Genomic DNA, 25,061 nt, shown 5'->3' on the forward strand with positions numbered 1-25,061 from the left:
TGGCCTCATCATCCTGTGCAGATAATGTCCTTGATCCACTCGATTTTCCTGCCGTCCTCACCCGACAGCAACACCGCATCAAACCGGCATGGAGGCGTTGCCTTCAAGGACGAGAGATAGTGGCGGGCGGTAAGTACCAGTTTTTGCTGCTTGCTGGGAGTGATGCTCGCAGCGGCACCGCCAAAAATGAGACTCTTGCGCATTCGGACTTCGACAAACACCATTACAATGTCATCCCGCATAATGAGATCGATTTCTCCGAAGCGGCAGCGATAGTTTCTCTGGAGCAACGCCAGACCATGCTGTCTCAGAAATGCCTCCGCAAATCGCTCCGCATCGATACCCGTCATGTCCGCATACCCGTTATGGCCCATGTCGGCATTTCTGGCATCACGGCACGGAAAAACGCAAAAATAAGCAACTGGCCAAATGGCTTACAATGCAATGGCATTTCAACCGAAATCCGGCAGTTGGACAGGGTGGAGTATGCGGTTTTTAGGGTGCAGGGCAAGGCGCAACTCCTTGGAATGGCCATTCCATTCCAGGGAGTTGCAACGCAGCCATGTGCCGCAAAAATCGCGCAATCCGCCCTGTAGCGAACTCACCATACAGGTGAACGTCAAATACCGCGGAAAGTCTTTGTGGATCATGGCCCTGAACTGGAAATGAGCGGTCAACCACCGGATTTGGGTTCAATCAGGATTGATTCAAATGCTTCGACAAATTTCCATCGGAATATGATAACACCGGGCGCGCTCTATATTGTCGCGACACCAATAGGAAACCTTCGGGATATCAGCTTGCGTGCGCTGGATATACTTGCAGCGGTTGACATGATTGCCGCGGAAGACACGCGCATAACCCGTCATCTTTTAAAGGTTTACTCGATCCCAGGCCAGGTAATGGCCCTGCACCAGCATAATGAGCGGCGTGGTGCGGAAAAGTTGATTAGTTTGCTTGCTGCGGGAAAGACCGCCGCTTTCGTCACCGATGCTGGCACCCCGGGAATTTCCGATCCGGGCGCCAGTCTGGTGAAGCTGGTGAGGGAACAAGGCCATAAAGTGGTGCCCGTTCCCGGCGCCAACGCGGCAATCTGCGCGTTATCCGCCTCCGGGATTGCCGCTTCGCCTTTTATCTTTTATGGTTTTCTTCCGGCCGGCGGCGGATCTCGCAGACGAGAAATAGCGCGATTGAAAACGCAACCCTATACATTGATATTTTATGAAGCGCCGCACCGGATTCTGGAATGCGTCGAAGACCTGGCTGCAATTCTGGGCGGACATCGCGAGTTGATCATTGCAAGGGAGTTGACCAAATTATTCGAGACCATGCATAGCTGTTGCCTCGGAGAGGCTCGCGCCTGGCTTCATGCTGATGCAAATCGCCAGAAGGGAGAGTTCGTGTTGCTGGTTTCCGGCGCCGAGGCGAAAAATGAAGGCGGACTCAGCGAAAAAGCCCAGCATATTCTGATATTGCTGATGAAGGAGTTGTCGCTCGCGCAGGCAGTCAGGCTTGCCGCAGAGATAACGGGCGAAAGCAGGAACATGATCTATTCCCATGCCCTGACGCTCAAGCGGCCAGATGGGCCGTAATGCGATACACTGCCATGCAGCTCTTCCGGCAGATTTGCACGAAAGGCGGGACACAAGTCCCTCCCGGCTGGCCGCCTTTCATACGCTGAAGGTCTTGGGTATAATTGCCGAGTCGCATGCTGATAGCCAACTCATGCGAACCTGGGAATCCCACGGACATTTAAACTTACGGAGATATTAGACTATGAAAAAAACTGCCACCTTTTATCACGCTGGCTGCCCTGTATGTGTCGAGGCTGAGCGTCAGGTAGCTGATGCGCTGGATCCGCAGCGTTATGATGTTGAAATCGTGCATCTTGGGGAGCACGCGGACCGTATCGCAGCCGCTGAAGAGGCCGGCGTGAAATCGGTTCCGGCGCTGGTGATAGATGGAGCGCCTTTCCATATCAATTTTGGCGCCCCCATGTCGGCATTGAAGTCCTGATCGGAAGAAAGGCGGGCCGGTGCCCGCCGTTTGTGTTTCACAAGACTTCATCAGGTTTCGCCTCCCCATCAATCAAGTCAAGCTGGCAACAGCTATCCTGCCATAACCACATTCCCTAGTGCTCAGCGGTTGACAATAGCCTGTGTCGGCATGTCTCGAACGCCGGGGCAAGTCAGATATGACAGGAACGCTTTCGGCGAATGCGGTATTCGCACTACCTTGGGAGCAAATAATGGAACTCATACTTTGGCGGCATGCAGAAGCTGAGGATGGCATGCCCGATAGCGCACGCAAGCTCACTTCTCATGGATTGAAACAGGCCCAGGCGGTAGCCGAATGGCTCACGCCCAGGCTGCCAAAAGCTGCGCGAATCATTGTAAGCCCTACGAGTCGAACCCGTCAGACTGCCGAAGCGCTGGCAGCCAGGTTTGAAATTGTCGATGAGTTGGGGCCTGGTGCCTCGGCAAAGACTATTCTTGCCCTTGCCAAATGGCCGGATGCGAAAGGTACTGTCGTCGTAGTAGGTCATCAGCCCACTCTGGGAGAAACCGCGGCTCTCATACTGAGTGGTGGGCCAGCGGAATGGAATATGAAAAAAGGCGCTATCTGGTGGTTCAGTCATAAGGAGAAGGAAGGGGGTGCGGTGGTGAACCTGCGTGCGAGTATTTCACCAGACATGCTGCTTCAATAATCCTTTCTCCTCACGCCGGCGTTTGCGGGATTCCATATCGATTGGCTGTATCTGATGCAGGAGAAGCGTTTTGATCGAGTTTCCGCTGGCTGGCATGGTCCGTTACCCGGACGCCGTTCTTTTCAAGAACGCATTGGCAACGTTTCCGTCGTTCTCATGCACCTATCATGACAAGCGAAACTGAAAGGCCCGGGCGGGCGCTTGGACAGCAGCCTCTCGCATTACTCAGCCTGGCTGCCCTGGGAGTGGTCTACGGCGATATCGGTACCAGTCCTTTATACGTCATGAAGACTGTTTTTGATCCTGCCCATGGGCTGGCGCTTACTCCAAATAATGTAATCGGCATCATCTCTCTTATTTTCTGGGCGCTCATGGTCGTGATATCGCTCAAGTATGTCACGCTGATATTGCGCGCGGACAATAACGGGGAAGGCGGAATCATGGCATTGCTTTCCCTTGCCAGCGCGTCAGTCCGGGATCGACCCAAACTGCGCAACAGCCTGTTTCTCGTCGGCGCCTTTGGTGCTGCGCTATTTTATGGCGATGGCGTCATTACTCCAGCCATATCCGTACTGAGCGCGGTGGAAGGACTGGAAGTAGCGACGCCGGTGCTTACGCCTTACGTAGTGCCCATTACCCTGGCGGTCCTGATCGTGCTGTTTTTGCTCCAGCAGCATGGAACAGGCGGCATCGGCGCGTTGTTCGGGCCGATAACGTTAGTATGGTTTGCGACTTTGGGCGTGACCGGCATGGCGAATATCAGCGCCGCTCCGGAGATACTGGGGGCATTCAACCCGGTAAATGCGCTGACCTTCTGCATCGGCAATGGCTGGCTTGCATTTGTTGCATTTGGGGCTGTCGTTCTCGCCGTCACTGGAGGGGAAGCACTTTACGCTGATATGGGACATTTCGGTGCAAAACCCATCCGTCTTGCCTGGTATGGCTGCGTCCTGCCCGCGTTGACACTGAACTATCTCGGACAGGGGGCATTGCTGCTCGCAAATCCTCAAGCCATTTCCAATCCTTTTTATCTGTTGTTTCCCGCATGGGCGCTTTATCCCGCGGTAGGGCTGGCGACCATCGCGACCGTAATTGCGTCACAAGCCGTCATATCGGGCGTATTCTCCATGACGAAACAGGCGATACAGCTGGGATTTCTGCCTCGAATGCAGATCAAATATACTTCCGATCGAAAAATCGGTCAGATCTACATACCGTTCGTAAACTGGACTTTACTCGCCGTGGTCATCATGGCCGTACTGGGGTTCGGGAAGTCCTCTGACCTGGCCTCCGCCTATGGTTTTGCAGTTACTGCTACCATGATGATAGAAACCATTCTTACATTTTTTGTCCTGCGCTATGCCTGGAAATACTCGGGAATTTTAGCGATATGTGTCACTGCCGTTTTTTTCACTGTTGATGTCACCTTTTTTGCTGCAACTACCCTGAAACTTTCCCAGGGCGGCTGGTTTCCTCTTGTGATTGGAATGGTGATTTTTTCACTCATGGCGACTTGGTATAGAGGTCGTCAAATCCTGTTCCAGCATCTGCATTCAGTCGCGATACCACTTCGGCCATTTCTCGAATCAATAATGGCCCATCCGCCTGCACGCGTCTCCGGCACCTCCATTTTTCTTACTGCCGATCCCGATGGCGTGCCCCACGCGCTACTGCATAACATCGCTCATAACCAGGTTTTGCATGAACGTGTGATATTTTTGACCGTGGTTTACATCGAGATCCCCCGCGTACCTGGGGCTGAGCGAATAACGGTAACTCCCCTCAACACCAACTTCTATCAGATGACAGTACGGTACGGATTCAAAGATGTGCCCGACCTGCCGTACGCGCTGGAGATGTGCGAATCATACGGGCTTGTGTTCGAGCCGCTCAAAACCTCGTACTTTTTGAGCCGGGACATTGTGGTGCCGAGCCCTGGCCGCGGCATGGCATTGTGGCGTGAGCGCCTCTTTGCCACGATGGCGCGCAACGCCAGCAGCGCTGCTGAATATTTCAAACTTCCGGCCAGCCGCGTCCTCGAACTCGGTGCCCGTATCCAGATATAAGAAGACGAATGTTTTATCGGAAGCCTTGCCCACGAAAGCCCTGAACCGTTGCCGTATGCAGGTCAGCAGTGGTGCGGAATATCCTTCCTTGAGGCGGCCAGCCGTTGAAAATCGTCTATAGGCATTGGTTTCCCGAATAAATATCCCTGGTATGCGTAACACCCGCTCCGGGCAAGAAGCTTACGCTGCTCTTCAGTTTCGACACCTTCGGCAATCACCTCCATGCCAAGGCTTTTGCTCATCGAGATGATGGTGCGAACGATAGCCTCATTGCTGGGATCAGTGGTGATGTCGCTCACGAAACTTTGATCTATTTTGATCTGCTCCAGCGGCAGACGCTTGAGATAGGCAAGGGAGGATTGCCCGGTACCGAAATCATCCAGCGAAAAGCGTATTCCGGCATTACACAAGGCCTGCATTTTTTGAATACCCAGCGTTATATCCTGCAACACTGAACTCTCGGTGAGTTCGAGTTTGAGTTTGTGAGGGTTCACCCGGGTTTCTTCCAATATCTCGAGCACTTCATCCACAAAATTCAGCTGCCGGAACTGGCGCGCGCTGATATTGATCGCGAGCCGGAAATTGCAGCAGAGTGGATCGTTCTCCCAGTGTTTGAGCTGTGCGCAAGCCACTTGCAGTACCCATTTTCCGATTGGACAAATAAGCCCTGTCTCCTCGGCAATCGGAATGAATATCATGGGGGAAATCATTCCCTTCTCGGGATGTTGCCAGCGCAGAAGTATCTCGGCCCCAATGACTCCACCATCGGCATTCACCTGTTTCTGGTAGTAGGGCACGAATTGCTGATGAGCTATTGCGAGGCGCAGCTCGTTCGCCATCATGGTTTGCGCTTCCAGCGCAATCTGCATGGAAGGATCGAAAAAGCACAAGGTATTCCGTCCCGCGGCTTTCGCCTGGTATAACGCCGTGTCGGCATGTTTGAGCAGATCATCGGTGCTTGATTTACTGTCATTGAACAGGCGAATCCCGACGCTGGATGAGCCGTGATATTCAAGCTCATGGAGTGAAAAGGGCCGCGAGAGCCCCGCCAATATCTTTTCACCGATTCTTTTAGCCTGGATAGCCGCTCGCCCTGGCTGGTCGCTCAGCTTTTCCACAATGATCACAAATTCATCTCCTCCCAGCCTTGCTACCGTATCACTGGTGCGCACGCTGTCCTTGAGCCGGCGAGCCACCTCGGCAAGGAGCAGATCACCGATATCATGACCTTTAGTGTCGTTCAGCGTCTTGAAATTGTCGAGATCGATAAACAGGATCGCGCAGTTCGTTTTGTGCCGGTCGCTATTGGCCTGTGCCTGCTGCAAGCGGTCAAGGAACAGGCGCCGATTAGGGAGGCTGGTGAGCGGGTCATAAAACGCGAGCTGGTGTATCTGCTCTTCCGCCTGCTTGTGCCCGGTAATATCCTGTATGACAGCGATGTAATAATCAGGTTTTCCTCCCGGCAGCCACATGGGCGAAACCGTAAGCATTACCCAGATCGCATCCTTGTTCTTGAAAAAGAAGCGCTTCTCCATTTCGAATTCACGTATATCCCCCGCTTTGAGCCGCTCCAGATTGATCAACTCGGCTTCGAGGTCATCGGGGTGGGTAAGGAATTGAAAATCGAGTGCGAGCATTTCCTCCCGTGTGTAACCTACTATATCCGCATACTTCTGGTTTACACGCATAAAACGTCCCGATGCGGTGTCAACCTGCGCCACGCCCACTGCGGCCTGTTCGAACAGAAACCGGAAGCGGGTTTCACTTTCCCTGAGATCACTGGTGCGCTCGGCCACCAGTTGTTCGAGATTCTGGTTCAGTTGTTGCAAGCTCAATTTACTCTTCTGCAAGGCAGTTTCACGCGCCGAGGCTTCAACGCTCAGTCTTATGTTTTCATTGACAGTACGGCCCATTCTCGATGCATTTTGCGAAATGACGATCAAAAAAAGCCCCGTCATTATTCCCATGGACAGGGAGGCTTCGGTATTCTCCAGCATGAAGCGACCTATCAGGGGCGCCAGGGTCAGCGATAAGAAGCCCAGTACCGATATTTTGTCTATGGATAGCGAGGTGACGGCTCCGGCGCAGACTCCGGCCAGAACGAAGGAGAGAAACACCTGATGTGGCATGTTGCCTGCCGGGAATAGCAGAATACTGCTCGCACCCCATATCAATCCGCCGGCAATCGCGCCTGCCCGAAACTTCAATCTCCAGCTCAAGACGAATGTCATCCCGGTTTCATTCTTTTCATTCCAGAGCGGGATAAGAAGTGCCCGGCATAAGGTAAGGACAACCATGGATGCGAGCCACCCGTATAGTATGGCAGGGGCGATTACTGTTCGTTGGATATATACCAGAATGATCGCGAGCGCGAGACTGCTGGCGAGCGCCAGCGGTAGGCTGGCGCAGAGCAGCCGCGCTTCTTCCACCGCCAGCACATTCGCTCGCCTATCGTTGGAAGGATCTTGGAGCTCAAGCTGTAACATACCGATTCCTTATGAAATTGTGCCTGCCGAATGCGGGATGAGACGCCCCCAAGAGCAGGGTTTCCGGGATCGTATGTATTATGCAACCAGGCAATCGATACGGGTGCGAAACACATCCATATTCAGTATAGATTACCGTCAACCTTCCATTTTCGCTTGGGGCGGGTGCGAATTGCCTCAATAAAAAAGTAACCGAAGGAGTGGATCAAGAGGATACGTTGCCTCAAATTGCCGGTAACCGGACGAATAGGGGTTATCGACATGGGCAAGCATGAGAAACGGGTTTATCTTGAGGCAATACGCAAGCGTTATCGTCAAGCCAGACGTGCTGACAAAGGCAGGATTCTGGATGAATTCCGCTCGGTATGCGGTTATCAGCGCAAGTACGCCATCAGGCTTTTGAGTCACAGGCCTGTCAAACCGGCGGGGCGTCCTGGACGCCCTTCGCAATCAATCAGCCGGTACTGCTGGCGGTACTGCGCAAGCTATGGCTTGCAACCGATCAGATGTGCAGCAAGCGTCTGGTGGTTGCCATGCCGCTGTGGCTGCCCCACTATGAGACGCGCTTTGGCGCCCTGGACGATCCTGCCCGAGCGAAGCTTGCAGGGATTTCGGCCGCCAGCATCGATCGTCTGCTTAAACCAATCCGGGTCCAGCACCCCAAGGGGTTATCCGGCACCAAGCCAGGCACGTTGCTGAAGAATCAGATTCCGATACGCACGACGCATTGGGATATCACGCTGCCTAGTTTCATGGAAGCCGATACCGTGGCCCATTGCGGCAACAGTCTGGCCGGTGATTTTGTCTGGAGCCTCACCTTGCCTGGTATCCTCACCGGCTGGACAGCGTGCCGTGCCACCTGGAACAAGGGTTCAATCGGTGTGCTGGAGCAGATCAAAACCATTGAGCAGGCATTGCCTTTTGACTTGCGTGGATTTGATTGCGATAACGGGAGCAAGTTTCTCAATCATCACTTGCTGCATTATTTTTCCGAGCATCCAGCCAAGCCCGCCTTCACCCGTTCGCGTCCCTATAAAAAGAACGACAATGCGCATGTCGAGCAAAAGAACTGGCCGCATGTGCGGCAGTTGTTCGGTTATGAGCGTTTCGATAATCCTGGACTGACAACGCTGATGAACGCCTTATACGCCAAAGAGTGGAGCCAACTCCAGAATCATTTCTACCCGACACTGAAACTCAAACACAAGGAGCGCAGCGGTGCGCGCTATCGCAAAGAGTATCATCCACCCAAAACGCCATATCAGCGCGTCATGGACTGTGACAGCGTGACAGACGATATCAAGTCAAGACTGCAGGCACTGCATGAAACATTGAATCCATTCGATCTGAAACAGCAGATCGATGCTAAATTGCGTCACATCTTTTCTATCGTCAAAGTTACCTCAATTATGAGGCAACGTTCCTGACCTTCGGTATCCTTTTGTTATGAGGCAATGCGGGGTGGTGGCCTGTTTTCCAGACCGATCAGGACTGGTAGTGGAGCTGAAATGATGGGGAAGGGAAATTGTAAGGGAATGATTAAATGGCGCATTAGCCAGATCGGCAAATATGAGCCTATACGTGTGAAATTATACGCATATCATAGGAACATCCACGGGAAGGGTTAAGGAAGCGCTGAACAAATCTTCGCTGGCGCGGCAGCTTTGATCTTCGCGACTCGCCGTTCCTGTCGAGCAGGATGGGAACGGATGTGCGAAGAGTGGAAGGCTCATGCTTCGCCGCGCACCGCCGCCTCGATCCTGGCGACGTCTATCTTCCGCATCTCCATCATCGCCCCGAACGCGCGCTTCGCCGCATCGCCGCCCCTGGCCATTGCCTCGGTCAGGACGCGCGGAGTGATCTGCCACGATAGACCCCATTTATCCCTGCACCAGCCGCATGCACTCTCCGTGCCCCCATTGCCGACGACTGCGTTCCAATAACGATCGGTCTCCGCCTGGTCGTCGGTGGCGATCTGAAAGGAGAATGCCTCGCTGTGCCTGAATGCATTCCCGCCGTTGAGGCCGAGGCACGGCAGGCCGCACACCGTGAATTCGACCGTCAGGACGTCACCCGCCTTGCCGCCGGGAAAGTCGGATGGCGCCCGGTGCACCGCGCCGACCGTGCTGTCGGGAAAGGTCCGGGCGTAAAAATGCGCAGCCTCTTCTGCGTCATGGTCGTACCACAGACAGATTGTATTCTTGCTCATCGTTACCCTCCTCCATTTGCTGACCAGGGAAAGTTTGCGCCGCGATCTGGCCGGGATCACATCATGGGATCGAAAACCGAACCGTCGAGGATATGCCGTAGTTGCTGGCGTTCGCAGTTTTATACCAAAGTGGCGCGCCCAACACGATTCGAACGTGTGACCCCCGCCTTCGGAGGGCGGTACTCTATCCATCTGAGCTATGGGCGCGTAAGATCCAGTATGCGGGGCTGGGGAAAACGAATAGGATAGCTTTTTTCCTCTCTGCCGTCCATTGCAGATAATTTTGCGCTTTGCTTCAACAAGCATGTCTCTATGCAATACAATGACCATTTTTTCTTAAGGGAGTTATTGTGAGCGACGCTGAAGAAGAGGAAGGTCATTCCACGGCCATCAAGACGCCGGAACAGCTGATTACAGTTCTCATCTCCGCCTTCGCGTTTCCCATTGCGATTATCCTGCTGTTGGCGAAACTGGCGACCGGTGATGTCCCTATAGACGAGAATAACCCCGCTTTTTCAGACAAGGCGATAGCAAACCGTCTGAAACCCGAGGGTACCCTGGTCATTGCGTCTGGCTCGCCACAGGCGGAGGAAACCGTGAGCGATGCTGCTGGCCAAGCGCCCGGTGCGGCTCCGGTAGCGGCAGCAGGCGGCGCCGACGCAGCCAAAACAACTTACGCAAGCAGTTGTGCCGCATGCCACGATTCTGGTGCGGCGGGTGCGCCCAAGCTTGGCGATAAAGCGGCCTGGGGGGAACGTATAAAGACTGGCAAGGATTCCCTCTACAACAGTGCATTGAAGGGCAAGAATGCCATGCCGCCGAAGGGTGGCAACGCCAGCCTGTCTGATGAAAACGTCAAGCAGGTGGTGGATTACATGGTGACTCAGGCGCAATGATTCAGGCAACCTTCAGCAAACCTCCGTGGATCGGCTTATTGATAAGTCGGTGATCATAAGGTGGCGATGATGATTTGCTGATTCCTCGAGAATCGAGGAATCAGTATAACGGGGCGATAGGCAGCGCATATCGCCTCATTTTTTATGCAACGCGGGCTTCTGTGGCTGCTTCCGCCAGTTCCATACGTTTCCATACATGACTACTTTTGCAATCGGCGATGTGCAAGGCTGTTACGCCGAGTTCAGGCAGCTCCTTGACTTGATCCGGTTCGACCGTACGAAAGACAAGCTATGGCTGGTTGGCGACATTGTCAATCGTGGCCCGGATTCGTTGTCGGTATTGCGCTATGTGAAAGCGCTGGATGAAACAGCGGTAATGGTGCTGGGCAACCATGACTTGCATCTGTTGATGGTGGCTGAAGGCTGCGGGAAGATGAATCGGAACGACACATTGGGAGATATACTCGCAGCGCCCGATCGGGATGAGTTGCTTTGCTGGCTGCGCCGGCGACCGCTACTGCATATCAACGGGAATTATGTCATGGTCCACGCGGGACTGCTGCCTTCCTGGAGTATCGGGCAAGCCTCGCAGCTTGCGAAATCGGTCGAGAATGCCCTGCGCGGCAATGGCTTCCACGAGCTTTGTGCTCATATGTATGGCAATCAGCCTGACCATTGGGATGAAAACCTGGAGGGCTATGAGCGCTTGCGGGTCGTGATCAATGCCATGACGCGCATGCGCGTATGCACGCCTGACGGAAAAATGAATTTCGCTCATAAGGGACTGGAAAAAGATATTCCCCAGGGATATGTAGCGTGGTTTGAAGTGCCGGGCCGCGCAAGCCGGGAAGCGACCATCCTATGCGGGCACTGGTCGGCGCTGGGGCTCAAAATCACCGATAACGTTCTGGCGCTTGATACCGGGTGCTTATGGGGCGGAAGTCTTACAGCTATTCGCCTCGATGATCGGAAGATTTTCCAGGTGCCGTGTGCGGCAGGGGAAGGGACAAGGCAATGGCAATAGCATGCTCGGCCTCGCGCGCCAGTTCGCGCCGGTTTTTCCCGCTGCTGCTTATAGGATCGGTAAAGATCAGCTCCACGTCGATCCATGGCTCGGTCAATATTTGCAGCACCGATTCCAGCATGGAAATACCTGCATAAGGCGCGTTTTTACTCGTTTTTCCCCCAGTGTCGGTATAACTTATCGCTACCGGATATAGCGTGGCCGCGACCGTCATGGCGGGTTGCAATAACGAAGCGTGAAAGTGCCGCAGGATGGTCCCGTCACTGGTGGTGCCTTCGGGAAATATTGCAACCCGATCCCCGGTCGTCAACGCATTGCCGATGTGCTCATTTATTCTGGCGGTGTCGCTACGCTTGGTGCGCTCGATGAATAACGTTCCTGCATTGCGGCTAAGCCATCCCAATAGCGGCCAGCTTCTGATCTCGGCTTTAGCGACAAAACGGGCTGGGCATACCGCGATCAGGGCATAAACATCCAGCCATGAAATATGATTGGCTGCCAGCATTACACGCTGCGCCTCGGGTGGAGGAGGAGTTCCGCGGTACCGCATGCGGATGCATAAAATGGAAAGGAGGCGTGCTGACCAGTTCTGAGCCATGCGCCTTTGCGCTGGCTGATCGAGATGGGGATAAATCGCAGATTGCGCCAGTCCGGAAATGACATGCAACAACAGGCGGATAGCGCGGACAATTCTTGTCAGCCGGTTCGTTCTGGCACTGGCGGCGAAATTTTCCATACCGTCATTATCGCACCAATGCAATAAGTGGCCGCCAGAATCCGTGATCATTCAGGCCGCAACGAGATCGCAGCAAGCCGGTATTTTCACTCCACAAGAAGTTTGCTGCCGGGCGACGCTACGGAAGAATCCGATGTCCGAAAGTTTCAAAATAGCGTTGATCGATTTCGTCGCGGCTACAAGCATGATTCTGTCCTCCTCGTTGCGCGACTTTTAGCGCTCCCATCAGGGAACCCAGTCTTCCGGTGCTTTCCAGATCCATCCCATTTGCCAGGCCATAAAGCAGCCCTGCACGATATGCGTCGCCGCAGCCCGTAGGATCGATCACCTGTTCGGCGTTGACGCCCGGTATGCGGATCTCCCGGCCTCCTGCATGAATTATCGAACCATCCGAGCCCAGGGTGACAATCAGGGCATCGACAAGCTTCGCCAATGCTTCCAGGGATAAGCTGGTCCGTTCCAGCAGTAACTGGCACTCATAATCATTGACCGCCACATAATCGGCCTTCTGGATGAAATCCATGAGTTCCTCGCTATTGAACATCGGAAGCCCCTGGCCTGGATCGAACATGAAGGGAATGCCTGCTTCGTGGAATTCGCGAGCATGCTGCAGCATCCCATCCCGCCCGTCCGGAGCGACGATGCCCAGCTTGACCTCATTCGCATCCGCTACGTGATTTTCGTGCGAAAAATTCATCGCGCCGGGATGAAAAGCGGTTATCTGGTTATCTGCGAGATCGGTGGTGATGAATGCCTGGGCGGTATAGGTTCCGGCCACATGACGCACGTGGCTTTGATTCAGGCCCAGGCTCTCCAGCCGGCTGGCGTACGGCTGATAATCGTCGCCGACGGTCGCCATGATAAGTGGATGGCCTCCAAGCATCTGCAGGTTATAGGCTATATTACCGGCACAGCCCCCTAATTCCCGGCGCATATCCGGTACCAGAAAAGCGACGTTCAGAATATGTATCTTTTCCGGCAGGATATGGTTTTTGAAAACGTCCTGGAACACCATAATGGTGTCATAGGCGATGGAACCGCAGATCAGTGTATGCATGTGGATGGCCGTAAAGCAAAGTGCGTCTTGGGTTTCACAACCGGTTTTGCTGGCTGTTGATTATCAGGAACCTGTCCAGACCAGATCCAGTTCCTTGGCGGCCTTTACATCGTCCAGGCGGCGCACCGGCATGGTGTGGGGCGCATTTTTCACCAAGTCCGGCTGGCTGTGGGCCTCGTCCAGAATCTCCTTCATGGCCGTGACAAACGCGTCGAGCGTCTCCTTGGACTCAGTTTCCGCGGGTTCAATCAGCAGGCATTCCGGCACGAGCAGCGGAAAGTAGGTCGTAGGCGCGTGATAGCCTTTGTCCAGGAGCCGCTTTGCCACATTCATCGCAGTAACGCCTGTTTTTTCCTTCAGGCTTTTAAGGGTCACGATAAACTCGTGGCTTGCGCGACGTGTGGGATACGCGATTTCGAATCCCGCCTTGCTCAGCTCCGCCATCAGGTAATTGGCGTTCAGGGCGGCGAACTCGGCTACGCGGTGCATGCCTTCCGAGCCCAGCAGGCGTACATACACATAGGCGCGAAGCAGCACCCCGGCATTCCCCATATGCGCGGAAAGCCTGCCAATCGATTTCGGGAGATCTGTTTCCGTGAGCCAGCGATATTGGCCGCTTTCAAAGGCCACCACCGGTACTGGTATGAATGGCAACAGGCGCTCCGCGACTCCGACTGGTGCCGAACCCGGACCTCCGCCGCCGTGGGGAGTAGAGAAAGTCTTGTGCAGATTGATGTGAATCACGTCGAAGCCCATATCTCCTGGCTTTACCTTGCCCAGTATCGCATTCAGGTTGGCGCCGTCGTAGTACAGCAATCCTCCAGCCTGGTGAACGATCTTGCTCATTTCCGCGACATTCTTTTCGAAGACGCCGAGTGTTGACGGATTGGTGAGCATCAGTCCCGCCGTTCGTGGTCCCACAGCCGCTTTCAGCGCGGCCATGTCAACGTCCCCCTCCTTATCGGTGGCGATTTCGACCACTTTATAGCCGCACATTACCGCGGTGGCGGGGTTGGTGCCGTGGGCTGCGTCCGGTACGATGATTTCAGTGCGGGCAGTGTCTCCGCGCGACTCATGGTATGCCTTTATCATTGCAATGCCAATCAGCTCGCCCTGCGCGCCAGCCATGGGCGTGAGGCTGACTCCCGCCATGCCTGTCACATCCTTCAGTATCTCCTGCAGTTCATACATGCATGCCAGAAAACCTTGTCCGGTACTCTCGGGCGCGCGCGGATGCCGGGCGAGGAATTGCGGCAGCATGGCAAGCGAATTGCACGCCCGCGGGTTGTATTTCATGGTGCAGGAGCCCAGCGGATAAAACTGGGTATCTATGGAAAAATTCTTTTGCGACAGCCGCGTGTAGTGGCGCACCGCATCCATTTCGGAAACTTCGGGCAGCAGAAGCGGCGTTTTGCGCACCAGGCTGGAAGGGATGCTTCCCGTATCGGCGGGCTTTGCTGGGGATTGAGAGTAGTTACGGCGGCCCGGACGGGCGTGTTCAAATATCAACATGTGAAATCCGAGTTTATCTAGCGTTTAAGGTCGCGGGTAAAAGGTTTTTTGATGCGTTATTCGCGCCGGGTTTTTGCGAACCATCTGTTCATTCCGGGGCACGTATTTGTTACAAGATCTACCAGACGGCTTCTCCATTCCTGCCCCGCTTGCGCCGGGCAGGAAAACTGCAACGGGAGGCTAATGCTTGTTCAGAGCCGCTAAAGCTGCATCGTAATTGGGTTCATCTTTTATTTCCGGGACCAATTCCGCGTGAATCACATTGTCCTGTTCATCGAGGACGATGACCGCGCGGGCGGTGATGCCGGCCAGAGGGCTGTCGGTGATGGCGACGCCGTAATTTTTCATGAACTCCGAACCACGCATCGTCGAAAGCGGTACGACCTTATCCAGGCCTTCGGTATCGCAGAAGCGGCTCATTGCAAAAGGCAGGTCGGCAGCGATGATCAAAACCACCGTGTTGTCCATGTTGCTGGCCTTCTCGTTGAATTTGCGGGTGGAAAGGGCGCAAACCGGGGTATCGAGGCTGGGAACGATGTTCAACACCTTTTTCTTGCCAGCGAAATCGGCGAGCGTGACATCCTTCAAGTCCCGATTGACAAGCGAGAACGACGGCGCCTTGCCGCCTGTTTTAGGAAAAGTGCCTTCAACGGTTATGGGATTTCCTGCAAGAGTTACCATGCTGTTCTCCTTGAGTTGAAATAATGGGAAACTACGGATCGCTGCTTATTAAGAGAGCCCTTTCATGAACCGGAAGAGAGGATTTCGCTGAGTTCGCCTACATAATGCTCGAGATCGGCTGGCGTTTTGGTTTCTGTAGCACAGACCAGGATGGAGTTGGTGAATCCGGGGAAGTATTCCTGCAGATTCAGGCCGCCCAGGATTCGCCGGGCTTTGAGCGAGGCCAGCGTATCGGACGCCGGAGACGGTAGCGAAATTGCCGCCTCATGAAATAGCGGGCCGGTAAAGAGTCTCTTTACGCCCTTCAGCGTCTCCAGCTTTTCCAGCAGGGCCAGTGTATTTTCATGGCATTTGCCCGCAATCCGCCGCAATCCCTCAGGTCCGACCAAAGCCATATAGATAGTTGCTGCAGTAACCATCAATCCTTGGTTGGTACAGATATTGGACGTGGCTTTCGACCTGCGAATATGCTGTTCGCGTGCCTGAAGCGTAAGAACGAAACCGGTATTGCCCGACTGATCGCTCGTACGGCCGATAATGCGCCCCGGCATTTGCCGGACCAGTGATTGTTTGCATGCCATGAAACCAAAGTAGGGTCCGCCGCTGGAAAGTGGAATGCCCAAAGGCTGGCCCTCGCCCACTGCGATATCCGCACCGTTACTGCCCCATTCGCCAGGAGGAGTGAGCAGCGCCAGGGCGACAGGATTGACCACGCCGACCGCTAATGCATTCCTTGCATGCGCCCAGTCGGTGAGAGCATCCACCTGCTCCAGTACGCCGAAGAAATTGGGTTGGGGAATGACCAGCGCCGCGAATTCGTCCTTGCCGAACTCATCCAGGGTATCGGGCAAGATCTGGCCAGACTGTTTGCAATAAGGGAGTTCGACCACATCGATGCCTTGATTCCTGACGATGGACTGCACCACTTTCCGATAGATAGGATGCACGGTTGCCGGCATGAGGATACGGCGCGAGGACTTATGCGAGCGAACCGCCATCAGCGCGGCTTCAGCCAGTGCCGATGCGCCGTCATACATGCTTGCATTCGACACGTCCATGCCGGTGAGCGAGGCCATCATCGTCTGATATTCATACAGAAGCTGCAGCGTGCCTTGGCTTGCTTCCGCCTGATAGGGGGTATAGGAAGAATAAAATTCGCCACGAGTGGTTATTTGCCATACTGCTGCGGGAATATGATGTTCATATGCGCCCGCCCCAATGAAGTTGAAATAGCGCCCATCGCTTTCTGCCCGCTCCAGCATCAGGCGGGATATTTCCATTTCGCTCAGGCCTGGAGGCACCCGGTTCAATCGGCCCGTTTTAAGAGCAGGTGGGATTTCGTCGAACAGATCATCGATGGATTGAGCGCCAATGCTCGCGAGCATTGCCTGTATGTCTTCTTCAGTATGGGGAATGAACGGCATATTGTTCCGGGAATCAGGATGGTGAGTATGGCGGGATATGGCGCAGTGCCATATCCGGCTGGCTTTTTACGCTAAGGGTTTAATGTTCGCTTTCCAGTAATTTCTGATACGCCACGGCATCAAGCAGATTATTCAGGTCCGCGATATTTACCGGTTTCAATTTGAAGAGCCAGGCAGCATAGGCATCCTGATTGATTTTTTCAGGAGCGGCCTCCAGATCCGGGTTGGCTCCAATCACTTCTCCAGCAATGGGGGCATATACGTCGGCAGCGGCTTTTACCGATTCCACTACCGCGCACTCTTCACCCTGCTGCAGCTTGCGCCCCGTATCCGGGGTTTCCACGAATACCATGTCGCCCAGCAATTCCTGCGCATGCTGCGTAATTCCTATCGTCGCTGTGCCGTCATCTTCCAGTCTCACCCATTCATGAGATTTGGTGTATTTCAGGTTGTTTGGAATACTCATATTTTTGCTCCACGATTAAATGATATTGCCCGGTTAATGGGCTAAACCAGAACCTTTCCATTTCGCACGAAAGGATATTTGACCACTTTCGCCCGCAGCATTTTATCCCTCACTATTACGTGAACTTCATCTCCGGCGGCAGTCTCCAGCGGCAAGCGCGCCAGCGCGATGGACTTATCCAATGTGGGAGAAAAACCTCCGCTGGTAATTTCGCCTTCCTCGCCCCCTTTTTCGGGAGACATGGCAACCTTCTGATGGCTGCGCAATACGCCCCGGTCGAGCAGAATCAATCCCATGAGCTGGCGTTTCACTGGCGCCTCCATCAGTGCCTTCCTGCCAATAAAGTCACGATCGGTTTTCATGTCTACTGTCCAGCCAAGCCCTGATTCCAGGGGAGAAGTGCTTTGATCCATATCTTGGCCGTAGAGATTCATCCCCGCTTCGAGACGCAAGGTGTCACGGGCTCCCAGTCCCGCGGGCGCTACCCCGGCCGCATGCAGCGCATTCCAGAAATCCGCCGCGTCAACGGAAGGCAGCATGATTTCGAAGCCATCCTCCCCGGTATAGCCGGTGCGGGCGATGAAGTATTTATCGAACAACACGGCCTGAAACAGCTTCAGATTCTCGGTCACTGCCTGGGAACCCTCGATCACCCGCCAGACTTTTGCGCGCGCATCCGGTCCCTGGACCGCAATCATCGCGAGATCGCGGCGCGGAACGATTTCCAGCCCCCGCGCCATCGCATCGCGCTGGGCAAGAATCCATTCCATGTCGCCTTCCGCGGTTCCCGCGTTCACAACCATGCGGAAATGGGTTTCATCGAGGAAATAGATGATGAGATCGTCTATTACCCCTCCCTCCGGATTGAGCATGCAGGTATAAAGCGCCTTGCCCGGCTGGGTAAGCTTGTCTATGTTGTTTGCCACCAGATGGCGCAAAAAACTGCGTGCTGCCTCGCCATTTATATCCACCGCCAGCATGTGGGATACGTCGAACATGCCGGCATCGGTCCGCACCTTATGATGCTCCTCGAGCTGCGAGCCATAATGCAGAGGCATATCCCAGCCTCCAAAGTCGACCATTTTGGCCTTCATTTCGCGATGAGTCTGATTGAGAGGAGTCGTTTTCATAGCCCTATGCTTAAAAAAAAAGGTGAAGTCATATCCATGACTTCACCCCTCTGTCCCTTTTACCTGAGAGATTACGGATTTTTGTCCGCGTGCCCCTTCGGTGGCCGACTCCATGTCGGCACTCTCCAGATTGCCTGTCGAAAGCGGTTCCTAACGATCGATTGACCGCGCCTGAGCGATTCCGGGGGGTTGCGCCTTCGGCCGCGCCGATCGAATCGGCGCGCTCTTCCGCTTTGATATAGTGGCAGAATTCGAACTATACTCCAGCAGGAAGGATTAAGACAAGCGATATTGCCTCAGAGGCCAGGGCTGCGGCATCGCAGGCAAGGAATTTTCACCTGATCGTGGTATCTTTATCCGCATGATACCGTATCGGGATGACCTGCATTCGATGGAAATGCGGGCAGACTCGTTTTTTCTATGAGTATGGGATTGGCGTGATACGAGCATGATGCCGCACATCGAGGCACGGATATCGAGCCGGCAGAACGGTACTTCGGCGCCATCGGGCCAGGGTTCACTGAGACCGCGGCGCGGCACCGCGGGATGCCCACTCCGCTACAGGGCGCATCTTCCTTCGGAGGACACTGCTTGACATGACAACGTCCCCAACATACCTAGACCACTTTGGATTGACCGGGGAGCCTTTTCCCCCTCCTTCCATTTCCTGCCTTTTTTTTGAGGGAGCCAGCCGCGGTGCCACGCTGGATATCCTGATTTACACGCTGACTCATGGAGAAGGGAAAGAAGGCATCATCGAGGTGACGGGCCCGGTGGGCAGCGGTAAAACCCGCATATGCCAGTTGACAATCAACCGGTTGCCCAAGCACATCCGGGCAATTTACATCGACAATCCGAATATTTCGAAGGAGGAGTTTGCTCGCTCCCTTGTCGAAACCTGGAATCTGGAACTCGCTGATGACTCCGAAGGCACCGAGCCGCCCGCTTCCCACCTGGAACGGCTATCGGAGGCCCTGATCGAGAAATGTGCCGCCGGGGTTCAATTCTTGCTTTTGATAGATGACGCCCACAGTGTGTCGCCCGAGATCCTGGAAGAGGTGAGATTGCTTTACGATCTCGCATCGTCCCATCACAAATTGCTGCAGATTGTTCTATTTAGCGAGGTTTCACTGGATAAGCTGCTTGCCTTGCCCCAATTGCGCACCCTCAAGAGCAGGATAACGCATCATTTATTCCTTCAGCCCATCATTGCGGCATCGCTCAAGGATTATCTGCTGCATCGCCTGTACGCTGCAGGCTATCGTGGCCCGAATATTTTTACGCCCTCTGCCTTGCGCTTGATTGCCTCGGCGTCCAGCGGGCTTATCGAGCGCATAAATATTCTTGCCGATAAATCCCTGCTGGCGGCATATCGAGAGAATATTAAAAATGTGAGGCCGCATCATATCAGAAGCGCCATGCAGGATGCCGGTTTTACGCTCAATCGGGATTGGCCAGCCTCCACGAAGTATATAGCCGGCGGAAGCCTGGCCGCCGTGGTGATAGCAGGTTTCGCGATTAGTGAATTTAACCGGCAGCCAACCCGTCCTGCTCCCGGCCCTGACATTTTCGGGAACGTCGCGGCATATTCCGAAACACCTTTGCCGGCACCCCTTTCGCCGCCGCTTATTGCGGCCACGCCTACTTATAAAACCGTTCCCGCCCCAACTTCCGCCAGACCGGCGCTCTCTGCTCCGCCTGCTCCATCCAGTCCGCCTCCTGCGCCTCAACCAAACCGTTCCCCCAGGAACGCAGCTTCCGGCGATACGGCTCCCAGCGGCGCATCTGATCGACCGCGAGCAGCGGATACCCTCGAAGGAGAGAATTTGGCGGCAGCAACGGGACAAAAGCGCGGAACAAAATCAGCGATGGCCGGGGTTAAGCTGGCTGAACATCCATTACTGCATGAGCGCCTGGACGCCACGGCAAAAGTGCTGAAGACAACAGACAAGCAGCACTACACCATTCAATTATATTCCACCGACAACATTCAGGCCGATCGCATGGAACGCTTCCTCAATAGAGCGCAGAACCTGGTCGATCTGTCGAATCTCTATGTCTACTCCGTCACTACAGCGGGACAGGCCAAGTTCAGGGTGGCATATGGCGTCTATTTGACTCGCCGGCAGGCGGATACTGCAGCGTCCGATCTTCCCCAGAAATATCAGGAAGCTTTCCACCTTGAGATATATACCCTGGAAGAAATGCAGTAGATGGCGAGCCTTTTGAAGCTTCGCACGTCATAGATCGAATTGAGTCTTCGCTTGTCCATGATCCACAAAGATTTTCGCGGCACTCGACGTTCATCTTCATGGTGAGTTCGCTGCAAGGTGGATTGCGCAATTTTTGCAGCACACGGGCTGCGGGCTGCGGAATAGGACTGTATCCATGGCTTTTTTGAAATTATCCACTGAAAGGGGGCGATTGGAGGCGTGATAGGGATATTGATTATTGCCCATGAGGATCTGGGAAACAGCTTTGTCCAGTGCGCAAGCCATATCATGGGCAATCAGCCCCCACAATTGACGCATTTGCGCATCAATGCGGGCGACGATCCGGATGTCATTCTGTCCGGCGCATTGAAGTTGATCCGCGAACTCGATAGTGGAAGCGGTGTGCTCGTCCTGAGCGATATTTGCGGCGCCACGCCTTGTAACATTGGCAGCCGCCTGGTCAGGAAAGGTAAAGTAGAATGCCTGGCGGGCGTCAATCTGCCGATGCTGGTGCGGGCGCTTACCTATCGTCACGAACCGTTGGCCATGGCAAGCGAAAAAGCACTGGCGGGAGGTAAAAAAGGCGTCCTGAGAATACTACCAGAGGGTGGCGATGCAAAACCGGAAAATTGAAATAATGAACAAATTGGGATTGCATGCGCGAGCATCCGCGAGACTTACCCAATTGGCCAGCCAGTACCACTGCGAGGTATGGCTGGCCAGAAATGATCGCAAAGTCAATGCGAAAAGCATCATGGGCGTGATGATGCTGGCAGCAAGCAAGGGGGTTGTGCTCGATATAGAAACCACGGGCACGGACGAAGTCGAGGCTATGGAAGCCCTTGTGAATCTTATCGAGAAGCGCTTTGGAGAAAGCGAATGAGTTTTGCATTGCACGGCGTCGGCGTTTCTGGCGGGATCGCTATAGGACACGCCTATTTAGCATCTCATGCGGCAATCGAAGTGGCTCATCATGTTGTGCCCGAAGAGCAGGTCGCCAACGAGATAATGCGGCTCGATACTGCTTTCAACGCGGTTCGCGAGGAACTCGAATCCTTGCACGCTTCCGTTATCGATGGGCCGGCAGCGGCCGAATATGGCGCCTTTCTCGACCTGCACCGGATGATTCTGGACGATCCCACTCTTTCAACAGCGGCCAAAAGCTATATTGCGCAGAATCAGTGTAACGCCGAATGGGCGGTTACCCAACAGATGGATGTGCTGATGGCGCAGTTCGAGGAAATTGAAGATCCTTACCTGCGAGAGCGAAAAACCGATGTCATACAGGTGGTTGAGCGTGTGCTGAAGGCCCTGCTCGGGCACCCGGGCTACGTTCCGCCGCCGTTGAAGCGAGATGGGGACAGCATTCTCGTGGCGCACGATTTGAGTCCCGCGGATGTCATTCAATACAAGCAGCATTGGTTCACCGCATTCCTGACCGATCTGGGCGGATTGACTTCTCATACCGCCATCGTCGCCCGCAGCCTCAACATTCCTTCCGTCCTGGCGCTGCATCATGCGCGCCGGCTGATCCGCGACAATGATCTGCTGATCGTGGATGGAGTTCAGGGTGTGGTCATCGTTGATCCCGACGAGCACGTGCTGTCGGAGTACCGCCTGCGCCAGAGCCAGCTCGAACTCGAAAAGCAGAAACTTAAACGCATCAGGACCACTGTCTCCGCTACGCTCGATGGTACAACCGTGGAACTGCATGCCAACATTGAACTGCCCCAGGATGTGGAGCAGGTGAAGGAGAGCGGCGCGACGGGCATCGGACTGTTTCGCAGCGAATTTCTTTTTCTCAATCGAGACTGCCTGCCCAGCGAGGATGAGCAATTCGAAGCTTACCGGATGGTGGCGCGAAAGATGCGGGGACTTCCAGTAACCATACGCACGTTCGATCTCGGAGGGGACAAGAATCTCGACAGTGCCAAGCGGGTGGCTGCCAACCCTGCGCTAGGCTTGCGCGCCATACGTTTTTGCCTTGCCGAGCCGCAAATGTTCAATACGCAGTTGCGCGCGATTTTACGTGCGTCACGCTACGGCCAGATTCGTATTCTGGTGCCCATGCTCTCTAGCGTGCATGAAATCACCCAGACGCTGCACTCGATCGAAAATGCCAAAGACAGCTTGCGCCAGGAAAAAATACCCTTCGAGGAGAAGATACCGGTAGGCGGCATGATAGAGATTCCAGCGGCGGCTCTGTGCCTGGATATTTTCATGCGCAAGCTCGATTTTTTGTCGGTTGGCACCAACGATCTGATTCAATACACGCTTGCCATCGACCGTGCCGATGATTCCGTCGCCCACCTCTACGATTCGTTGCATCCCGCGGTGCTGCGCCTGGTGGCTCACATCATTCGCAGCGCCAACCGCGGTGGAACTCCCATTTCGGTCTGCGGAGAAATTGCGGGGGACATATTATTCACCCGATTGCTGCTGGGCTTTGGCCTGCGCCAGTTTTCCATGCATCCGGCACAACTGCTGACCGTGAAGCGCGAGATATTGAGAAGCAATTTGCCGGACATCATACCGTTTACTCAAAAGATGCTTAAAGCTGACGATCCGGCGAAAATCCATACGTTCCTGTCGAAGCTGAATGGCCATGCCGCATGAAGGTTGCAATAAAAACGCGTCTCTTGCCGAAAAATCGCCGAGCTATGTCGCGGGCGGAGCTGCCTGGCACGTATTTACTGGTTTTCCTCGGTTTAATGGAAAACATTTGACTATAATCGCAGGTTTCGATTCAGGCGGATTATTCGACTATATGGCGGCTTGACGTGCAATCTTCGTCAACCATGCGGTCTTCAGGCGCGTCCGGGAATTGTTTGGCGCCAGCTCCGGTCATAAGAGTGTTTTCAGCAACCCATAAACGTTAATGCAGGATTCCAATTCCATTGGCATAGTATCGCCCCAGAGCACGCATTTCGACGCGCCCCTGCATCTTAAAAGTGGCGCTGTAATCGATAGTTACGAGTTGGTGTATGAAACCTATGGCGAACTTAACGCCGCCAGGTCCAACGCTGTCCTGATTTGCCATGCTCTTTCGGGTAATCATCATGTAGCTGGTTTTTACGACGAAAATCCAAAGAGTGGCGGTTGGTGGAACAATATGATCGGCGCGGGCAAGTCGATCGATACAGAGAAATTCTTTGTAATCGGCGTCAATAACCTCGGGGGTTGTCACGGCTCCACCGGCCCGGCCAGCATTAATCCCAGGACCGGTAAATCTTATGGCCCGGATTTTCCGGTAGTAACTGTGGAAGACTGGGTAAAGACACAGGCAAGGCTTGCGGATCATCTGGGCATCGATCAGTTCGCCGCAATAGCGGGTGGCAGCCTCGGCGGAATGCAGGCCATGCAGTGGACGCTCGATTTTCCCGAAAGGGTGCGGCATGCGCTCGTTATTGCTGCCGCTGCGAAGCTGACTGCGCAAAATATTGCATTTAACGATGTTGCACGGCAGGCCATCATTACCGACCCCGACTATCATGGCGGAGATTATTACACGCATGCAGTTGTACCTCGCCGTGGTTTGCGGCTTGCCCGCATGCTGGGTCATATCACTTATCTTTCGGATGATGCGATGGCTGCAAAGTTTGGACGGGAACTGCGCAACGGTGCGCTCGCATTTGGTTTCGACGTGGAATTCGAAATCGAATCCTACCTGCGATATCAGGGAGACAAATTCGCGGATCAATTCGACGCCAATACCTATCTGCTCATGACGAAGGCGCTGGATTATTTCGATCCGGCGCACCAGCACAACAACGATCTGAGCGCGGCCTTCCGTGCCGCCACTGCCAGTTACCTGGTGCTGTCTTTCACCACTGATTGGCGTTTTTCCCCCGAACGTTCACGCGCCATTGTTAAAGCCCTGCTCGATAACGAATTGAACGTGAGTTATGCGGAAATTACTTCCAGTCATGGACACGATTCGTTTTTGATGGAAGATCGCCATTATCATAAGCTGGTGCGTGCTTATATGGACAATATTGTCATATAAAGAAGATCGTCGCCAGAATCTGAAATTATCCACTTTCAATTTTTGGCTCATCCCCACGCACGTGGGGAACACGGTCATGCCACCCACCAGGTCGAAGCAGATTTCGGTTCATCCCCACGCACGTGGGGAACACATTCATCAACAACAATCAATTCCTTGATTCGCCGGTTCATCCCCACGCACGTGGGGAACACCTCCACACTGCGCGGCGAATGTTCTCACCGATCGGTTCATCCCCACGCACGTGGGGAACACAGATTTGGAACAGACCCGATGAACTACGGCGGCGGTTCATCCCCACGCACGTGGGGAACACTAATTGTACTGGTACCAAGCGCCTACAAGGAGCGGTTCATCCCCACGCACGTGGGGAACACGTAACATTTACGTTTGAGGTGAAGGCTCCCATCGGTTCATCCCCACGCACGTGGGGAACACGGCACAGCTA

Annotated in this window: 22 protein-coding genes, 1 tRNA gene, 1 CRISPR repeat array and 1 riboswitch (1 of these 25 cut by a window edge); of the genes, 12 read left to right on the top strand and 11 right to left on the bottom strand. The window is 54.3% G+C overall.

All coding sequences use genetic code 11. From position 1 onward, the window contains the following. Positions 1-8: 8 nt before the first annotated feature. Positions 9-374, bottom strand: a complete 366-nt coding sequence (locus ACZ5CE_RS00940; protein ID WP_464575882.1) for a YraN family protein — start codon at positions 372-374, stop codon at positions 9-11. A gap of 363 nt (positions 375-737) precedes the next feature. Between ACZ5CE_RS00940 and rsmI the strand changes: the two genes are divergently transcribed. From rsmI to ACZ5CE_RS00960, 4 genes are all read left to right on the top strand, one after another. Continuing rightward, positions 738-1,592, top strand: a complete 855-nt coding sequence (gene rsmI, locus ACZ5CE_RS00945) for a 16S rRNA (cytidine(1402)-2'-O)-methyltransferase (RefSeq protein WP_464575883.1) — start codon at positions 738-740, stop codon at positions 1,590-1,592. A 184-nt stretch (positions 1,593-1,776) separates the two neighbouring features. After that, entirely contained in the window at positions 1,777-2,016 is a 240-nt protein-coding gene (locus ACZ5CE_RS00950) for a thioredoxin family protein (protein WP_464575884.1), read from the top strand. A gap of 232 nt (positions 2,017-2,248) precedes the next feature. Continuing rightward, a complete protein-coding gene (gene sixA / locus ACZ5CE_RS00955) occupies positions 2,249-2,707 on the top strand; it encodes a phosphohistidine phosphatase SixA (protein WP_464575885.1) in 459 nt (152 codons plus the stop codon). Positions 2,708-2,874: 167 nt separating this feature from the next. Continuing rightward, positions 2,875-4,773 (top strand): potassium transporter Kup, encoded by a 1,899-nt coding sequence (locus ACZ5CE_RS00960; protein WP_464575886.1) that lies wholly within the window; start codon positions 2,875-2,877, stop codon positions 4,771-4,773. Between the two features lie 62 nt (positions 4,774-4,835). Here the strand turns inward: ACZ5CE_RS00960 and ACZ5CE_RS00965 are convergent, their stop codons facing one another. Next, on the bottom strand, positions 4,836-7,259 hold the full coding sequence (locus tag ACZ5CE_RS00965) for an EAL domain-containing protein (protein WP_464575887.1): 2,424 nt from the start codon (positions 7,257-7,259) through the stop codon (positions 4,836-4,838). A gap of 365 nt (positions 7,260-7,624) precedes the next feature. On the opposite strand from ACZ5CE_RS00965, the gene ACZ5CE_RS00970 reads away from it, so the two are divergent. Continuing rightward, positions 7,625-8,686 carry an ISNCY family transposase gene (locus ACZ5CE_RS00970; RefSeq protein ID WP_464575888.1) on the top strand — a complete coding sequence of 354 codons (1,062 nt, stop codon included), beginning with the start codon at positions 7,625-7,627 and terminating at the stop codon, positions 8,684-8,686. Between the two features lie 302 nt (positions 8,687-8,988). Here ACZ5CE_RS00970 and ACZ5CE_RS00975 read toward each other — a convergent pair whose 3' ends face one another. Together ACZ5CE_RS00975 and ACZ5CE_RS00980 are read right to left on the bottom strand one after the other, a co-directional pair. Beyond that, positions 8,989-9,468 carry a VOC family protein gene (locus ACZ5CE_RS00975; RefSeq protein WP_464575890.1) on the bottom strand — a complete coding sequence of 160 codons (480 nt, stop codon included), beginning with the start codon at positions 9,466-9,468 and terminating at the stop codon, positions 8,989-8,991. A gap of 130 nt (positions 9,469-9,598) precedes the next feature. Next, positions 9,599-9,675: transfer RNA gene (locus ACZ5CE_RS00980), tRNA-Arg, on the bottom strand. Between the two features lie 143 nt (positions 9,676-9,818). Here ACZ5CE_RS00980 and ACZ5CE_RS00985 point away from each other — a divergent pair. Both ACZ5CE_RS00985 and ACZ5CE_RS00990 read left to right on the top strand, forming a co-directional pair. Further along, on the top strand, positions 9,819-10,364 hold the full coding sequence (locus ACZ5CE_RS00985) for a c-type cytochrome (protein WP_464575891.1): 546 nt from the start codon (positions 9,819-9,821) through the stop codon (positions 10,362-10,364). 196 nt (positions 10,365-10,560) lie between these two features. Continuing rightward, complete coding sequence (locus ACZ5CE_RS00990) at positions 10,561-11,388, top strand: symmetrical bis(5'-nucleosyl)-tetraphosphatase (RefSeq protein WP_464575892.1); 828 nt, start codon at positions 10,561-10,563, stop codon at positions 11,386-11,388. On the opposite strand, the gene ACZ5CE_RS00995 is transcribed toward ACZ5CE_RS00990, so the two are convergent. From ACZ5CE_RS00995 to gcvT, 7 genes are all read right to left on the bottom strand, one after another. Continuing rightward, positions 11,315-12,124, bottom strand: coding sequence for a lysophospholipid acyltransferase family protein (locus ACZ5CE_RS00995; protein ID WP_464575894.1), 810 nt, complete (start codon positions 12,122-12,124; stop codon positions 11,315-11,317). The two genes, ACZ5CE_RS00990 and ACZ5CE_RS00995, sit on opposite strands and share 74 nt — an antisense overlap. A gap of 118 nt (positions 12,125-12,242) precedes the next feature. Next, the gene (locus ACZ5CE_RS01000; RefSeq protein WP_464575896.1) at positions 12,243-13,181 is read right to left on the bottom strand and encodes a carbohydrate kinase family protein; all 939 of its coding nucleotides are present in this window, start codon (positions 13,179-13,181) and stop codon (positions 12,243-12,245) included. A 63-nt stretch (positions 13,182-13,244) separates the two neighbouring features. Beyond that, positions 13,245-14,693, bottom strand: a complete 1,449-nt coding sequence (gene gcvPB / locus ACZ5CE_RS01005) for an aminomethyl-transferring glycine dehydrogenase subunit GcvPB (RefSeq protein ID WP_464575898.1) — start codon at positions 14,691-14,693, stop codon at positions 13,245-13,247. 180 nt (positions 14,694-14,873) lie between these two features. Continuing rightward, entirely contained in the window at positions 14,874-15,374 is a 501-nt protein-coding gene (tpx, locus tag ACZ5CE_RS01010; protein WP_464575900.1) for a thiol peroxidase, read from the bottom strand. Between the two features lie 62 nt (positions 15,375-15,436). Next, positions 15,437-16,798: an aminomethyl-transferring glycine dehydrogenase subunit GcvPA gene (gcvPA, locus tag ACZ5CE_RS01015; RefSeq protein ID WP_464575902.1), complete on the bottom strand. Its 1,362-nt coding sequence runs from the start codon at positions 16,796-16,798 to the stop codon at positions 15,437-15,439. Between the two features lie 79 nt (positions 16,799-16,877). Next, positions 16,878-17,264: a glycine cleavage system protein GcvH gene (gene gcvH, locus ACZ5CE_RS01020; RefSeq protein WP_464575903.1), complete on the bottom strand. Its 387-nt coding sequence runs from the start codon at positions 17,262-17,264 to the stop codon at positions 16,878-16,880. A gap of 41 nt (positions 17,265-17,305) precedes the next feature. After that, on the bottom strand, positions 17,306-18,394 hold the full coding sequence (gcvT, locus tag ACZ5CE_RS01025) for a glycine cleavage system aminomethyltransferase GcvT (protein ID WP_464575904.1): 1,089 nt from the start codon (positions 18,392-18,394) through the stop codon (positions 17,306-17,308). A gap of 40 nt (positions 18,395-18,434) precedes the next feature. After that, a riboswitch (glycine riboswitch) is annotated at positions 18,435-18,533 on the bottom strand. A 457-nt stretch (positions 18,534-18,990) separates the two neighbouring features. Between gcvT and ACZ5CE_RS01030 the strand changes: the two genes are divergently transcribed. From ACZ5CE_RS01030 to metX, 5 genes are all read left to right on the top strand, one after another. Continuing rightward, positions 18,991-20,607, top strand: a complete 1,617-nt coding sequence (locus ACZ5CE_RS01030; RefSeq protein ID WP_464575905.1) for an ExeA family protein — start codon at positions 18,991-18,993, stop codon at positions 20,605-20,607. Between the two features lie 219 nt (positions 20,608-20,826). Then, on the top strand, positions 20,827-21,240 hold the full coding sequence (locus tag ACZ5CE_RS01035; RefSeq protein ID WP_464575906.1) for a PTS sugar transporter subunit IIA: 414 nt from the start codon (positions 20,827-20,829) through the stop codon (positions 21,238-21,240). Further along, positions 21,221-21,490 carry an HPr family phosphocarrier protein gene (locus ACZ5CE_RS01040; RefSeq protein WP_464575907.1) on the top strand — a complete coding sequence of 90 codons (270 nt, stop codon included), beginning with the start codon at positions 21,221-21,223 and terminating at the stop codon, positions 21,488-21,490. The genes ACZ5CE_RS01035 and ACZ5CE_RS01040 overlap by 20 nt, the downstream gene beginning before the upstream one ends. Then, complete coding sequence (gene ptsP, locus ACZ5CE_RS01045) at positions 21,487-23,223, top strand: phosphoenolpyruvate--protein phosphotransferase (protein ID WP_464575908.1); 1,737 nt, start codon at positions 21,487-21,489, stop codon at positions 23,221-23,223. The genes ACZ5CE_RS01040 and ptsP overlap by 4 nt, the downstream gene beginning before the upstream one ends. Before the next feature lie 262 nt (positions 23,224-23,485). Further along, entirely contained in the window at positions 23,486-24,613 is a 1,128-nt protein-coding gene (gene metX, locus ACZ5CE_RS01050) for a homoserine O-succinyltransferase MetX (protein WP_464575909.1), read from the top strand. 43 nt (positions 24,614-24,656) lie between these two features. Continuing rightward, a CRISPR array of direct repeats spans positions 24,657-25,061; the repeat unit is 29 nt; unit sequence CGGTTCATCCCCACGCACGTGGGGAACAC (it continues 844 nt past the right edge of the window).

The sequence above is a fragment of the Nitrosospira sp. TNL200 genome (assembly GCF_055386305.1).

Excerpts from the sequence above, each read along its gene's own strand:
- gcvT (WP_464575904.1), bottom strand. The coding sequence starts at position 18,394 with ATGAAAACGACTCCTCTCAATCAGACTCATCGCGAAATGAAGGCCAAA.
- ACZ5CE_RS00970 (WP_464575888.1), top strand. The coding sequence starts at position 7,625 with ATGCGGTTATCAGCGCAAGTACGCCATCAGGCTTTTGAGTCACAGGCC.
- ACZ5CE_RS00965 (WP_464575887.1), bottom strand. The coding sequence starts at position 7,259 with ATGTTACAGCTTGAGCTCCAAGATCCTTCCAACGATAGGCGAGCGAAT.
- metX (WP_464575909.1), top strand. The coding sequence starts at position 23,486 with ATGCAGGATTCCAATTCCATTGGCATAGTATCGCCCCAGAGCACGCAT.
- gcvPA (WP_464575902.1), bottom strand. The coding sequence starts at position 16,798 with ATGCCGTTCATTCCCCATACTGAAGAAGACATACAGGCAATGCTCGCG.
- ACZ5CE_RS00975 (WP_464575890.1), bottom strand. The coding sequence starts at position 9,468 with ATGAGCAAGAATACAATCTGTCTGTGGTACGACCATGACGCAGAAGAG.
- gcvPB (WP_464575898.1), bottom strand. The coding sequence starts at position 14,693 with ATGTTGATATTTGAACACGCCCGTCCGGGCCGCCGTAACTACTCTCAA.
- ptsP (WP_464575908.1), top strand. The coding sequence starts at position 21,487 with ATGAGTTTTGCATTGCACGGCGTCGGCGTTTCTGGCGGGATCGCTATA.
- ACZ5CE_RS01000 (WP_464575896.1), bottom strand. The coding sequence starts at position 13,181 with ATGCATACACTGATCTGCGGTTCCATCGCCTATGACACCATTATGGTG.
- sixA (WP_464575885.1), top strand. The coding sequence starts at position 2,249 with ATGGAACTCATACTTTGGCGGCATGCAGAAGCTGAGGATGGCATGCCC.
- ACZ5CE_RS00950 (WP_464575884.1), top strand. The coding sequence starts at position 1,777 with ATGAAAAAAACTGCCACCTTTTATCACGCTGGCTGCCCTGTATGTGTC.
- ACZ5CE_RS00995 (WP_464575894.1), bottom strand. The coding sequence starts at position 12,124 with ATGGAAAATTTCGCCGCCAGTGCCAGAACGAACCGGCTGACAAGAATT.
- ACZ5CE_RS00960 (WP_464575886.1), top strand. The coding sequence starts at position 2,875 with ATGACAAGCGAAACTGAAAGGCCCGGGCGGGCGCTTGGACAGCAGCCT.
- ACZ5CE_RS00990 (WP_464575892.1), top strand. The coding sequence starts at position 10,561 with ATGACTACTTTTGCAATCGGCGATGTGCAAGGCTGTTACGCCGAGTTC.
- tpx (WP_464575900.1), bottom strand. The coding sequence starts at position 15,374 with ATGGTAACTCTTGCAGGAAATCCCATAACCGTTGAAGGCACTTTTCCT.
- gcvH (WP_464575903.1), bottom strand. The coding sequence starts at position 17,264 with ATGAGTATTCCAAACAACCTGAAATACACCAAATCTCATGAATGGGTG.
- ACZ5CE_RS01030 (WP_464575905.1), top strand. The coding sequence starts at position 18,991 with ATGACAACGTCCCCAACATACCTAGACCACTTTGGATTGACCGGGGAG.
- ACZ5CE_RS00940 (WP_464575882.1), bottom strand. The coding sequence starts at position 374 with ATGGGCCATAACGGGTATGCGGACATGACGGGTATCGATGCGGAGCGA.
- rsmI (WP_464575883.1), top strand. The coding sequence starts at position 738 with ATGATAACACCGGGCGCGCTCTATATTGTCGCGACACCAATAGGAAAC.
- ACZ5CE_RS01040 (WP_464575907.1), top strand. The coding sequence starts at position 21,221 with ATGCAAAACCGGAAAATTGAAATAATGAACAAATTGGGATTGCATGCG.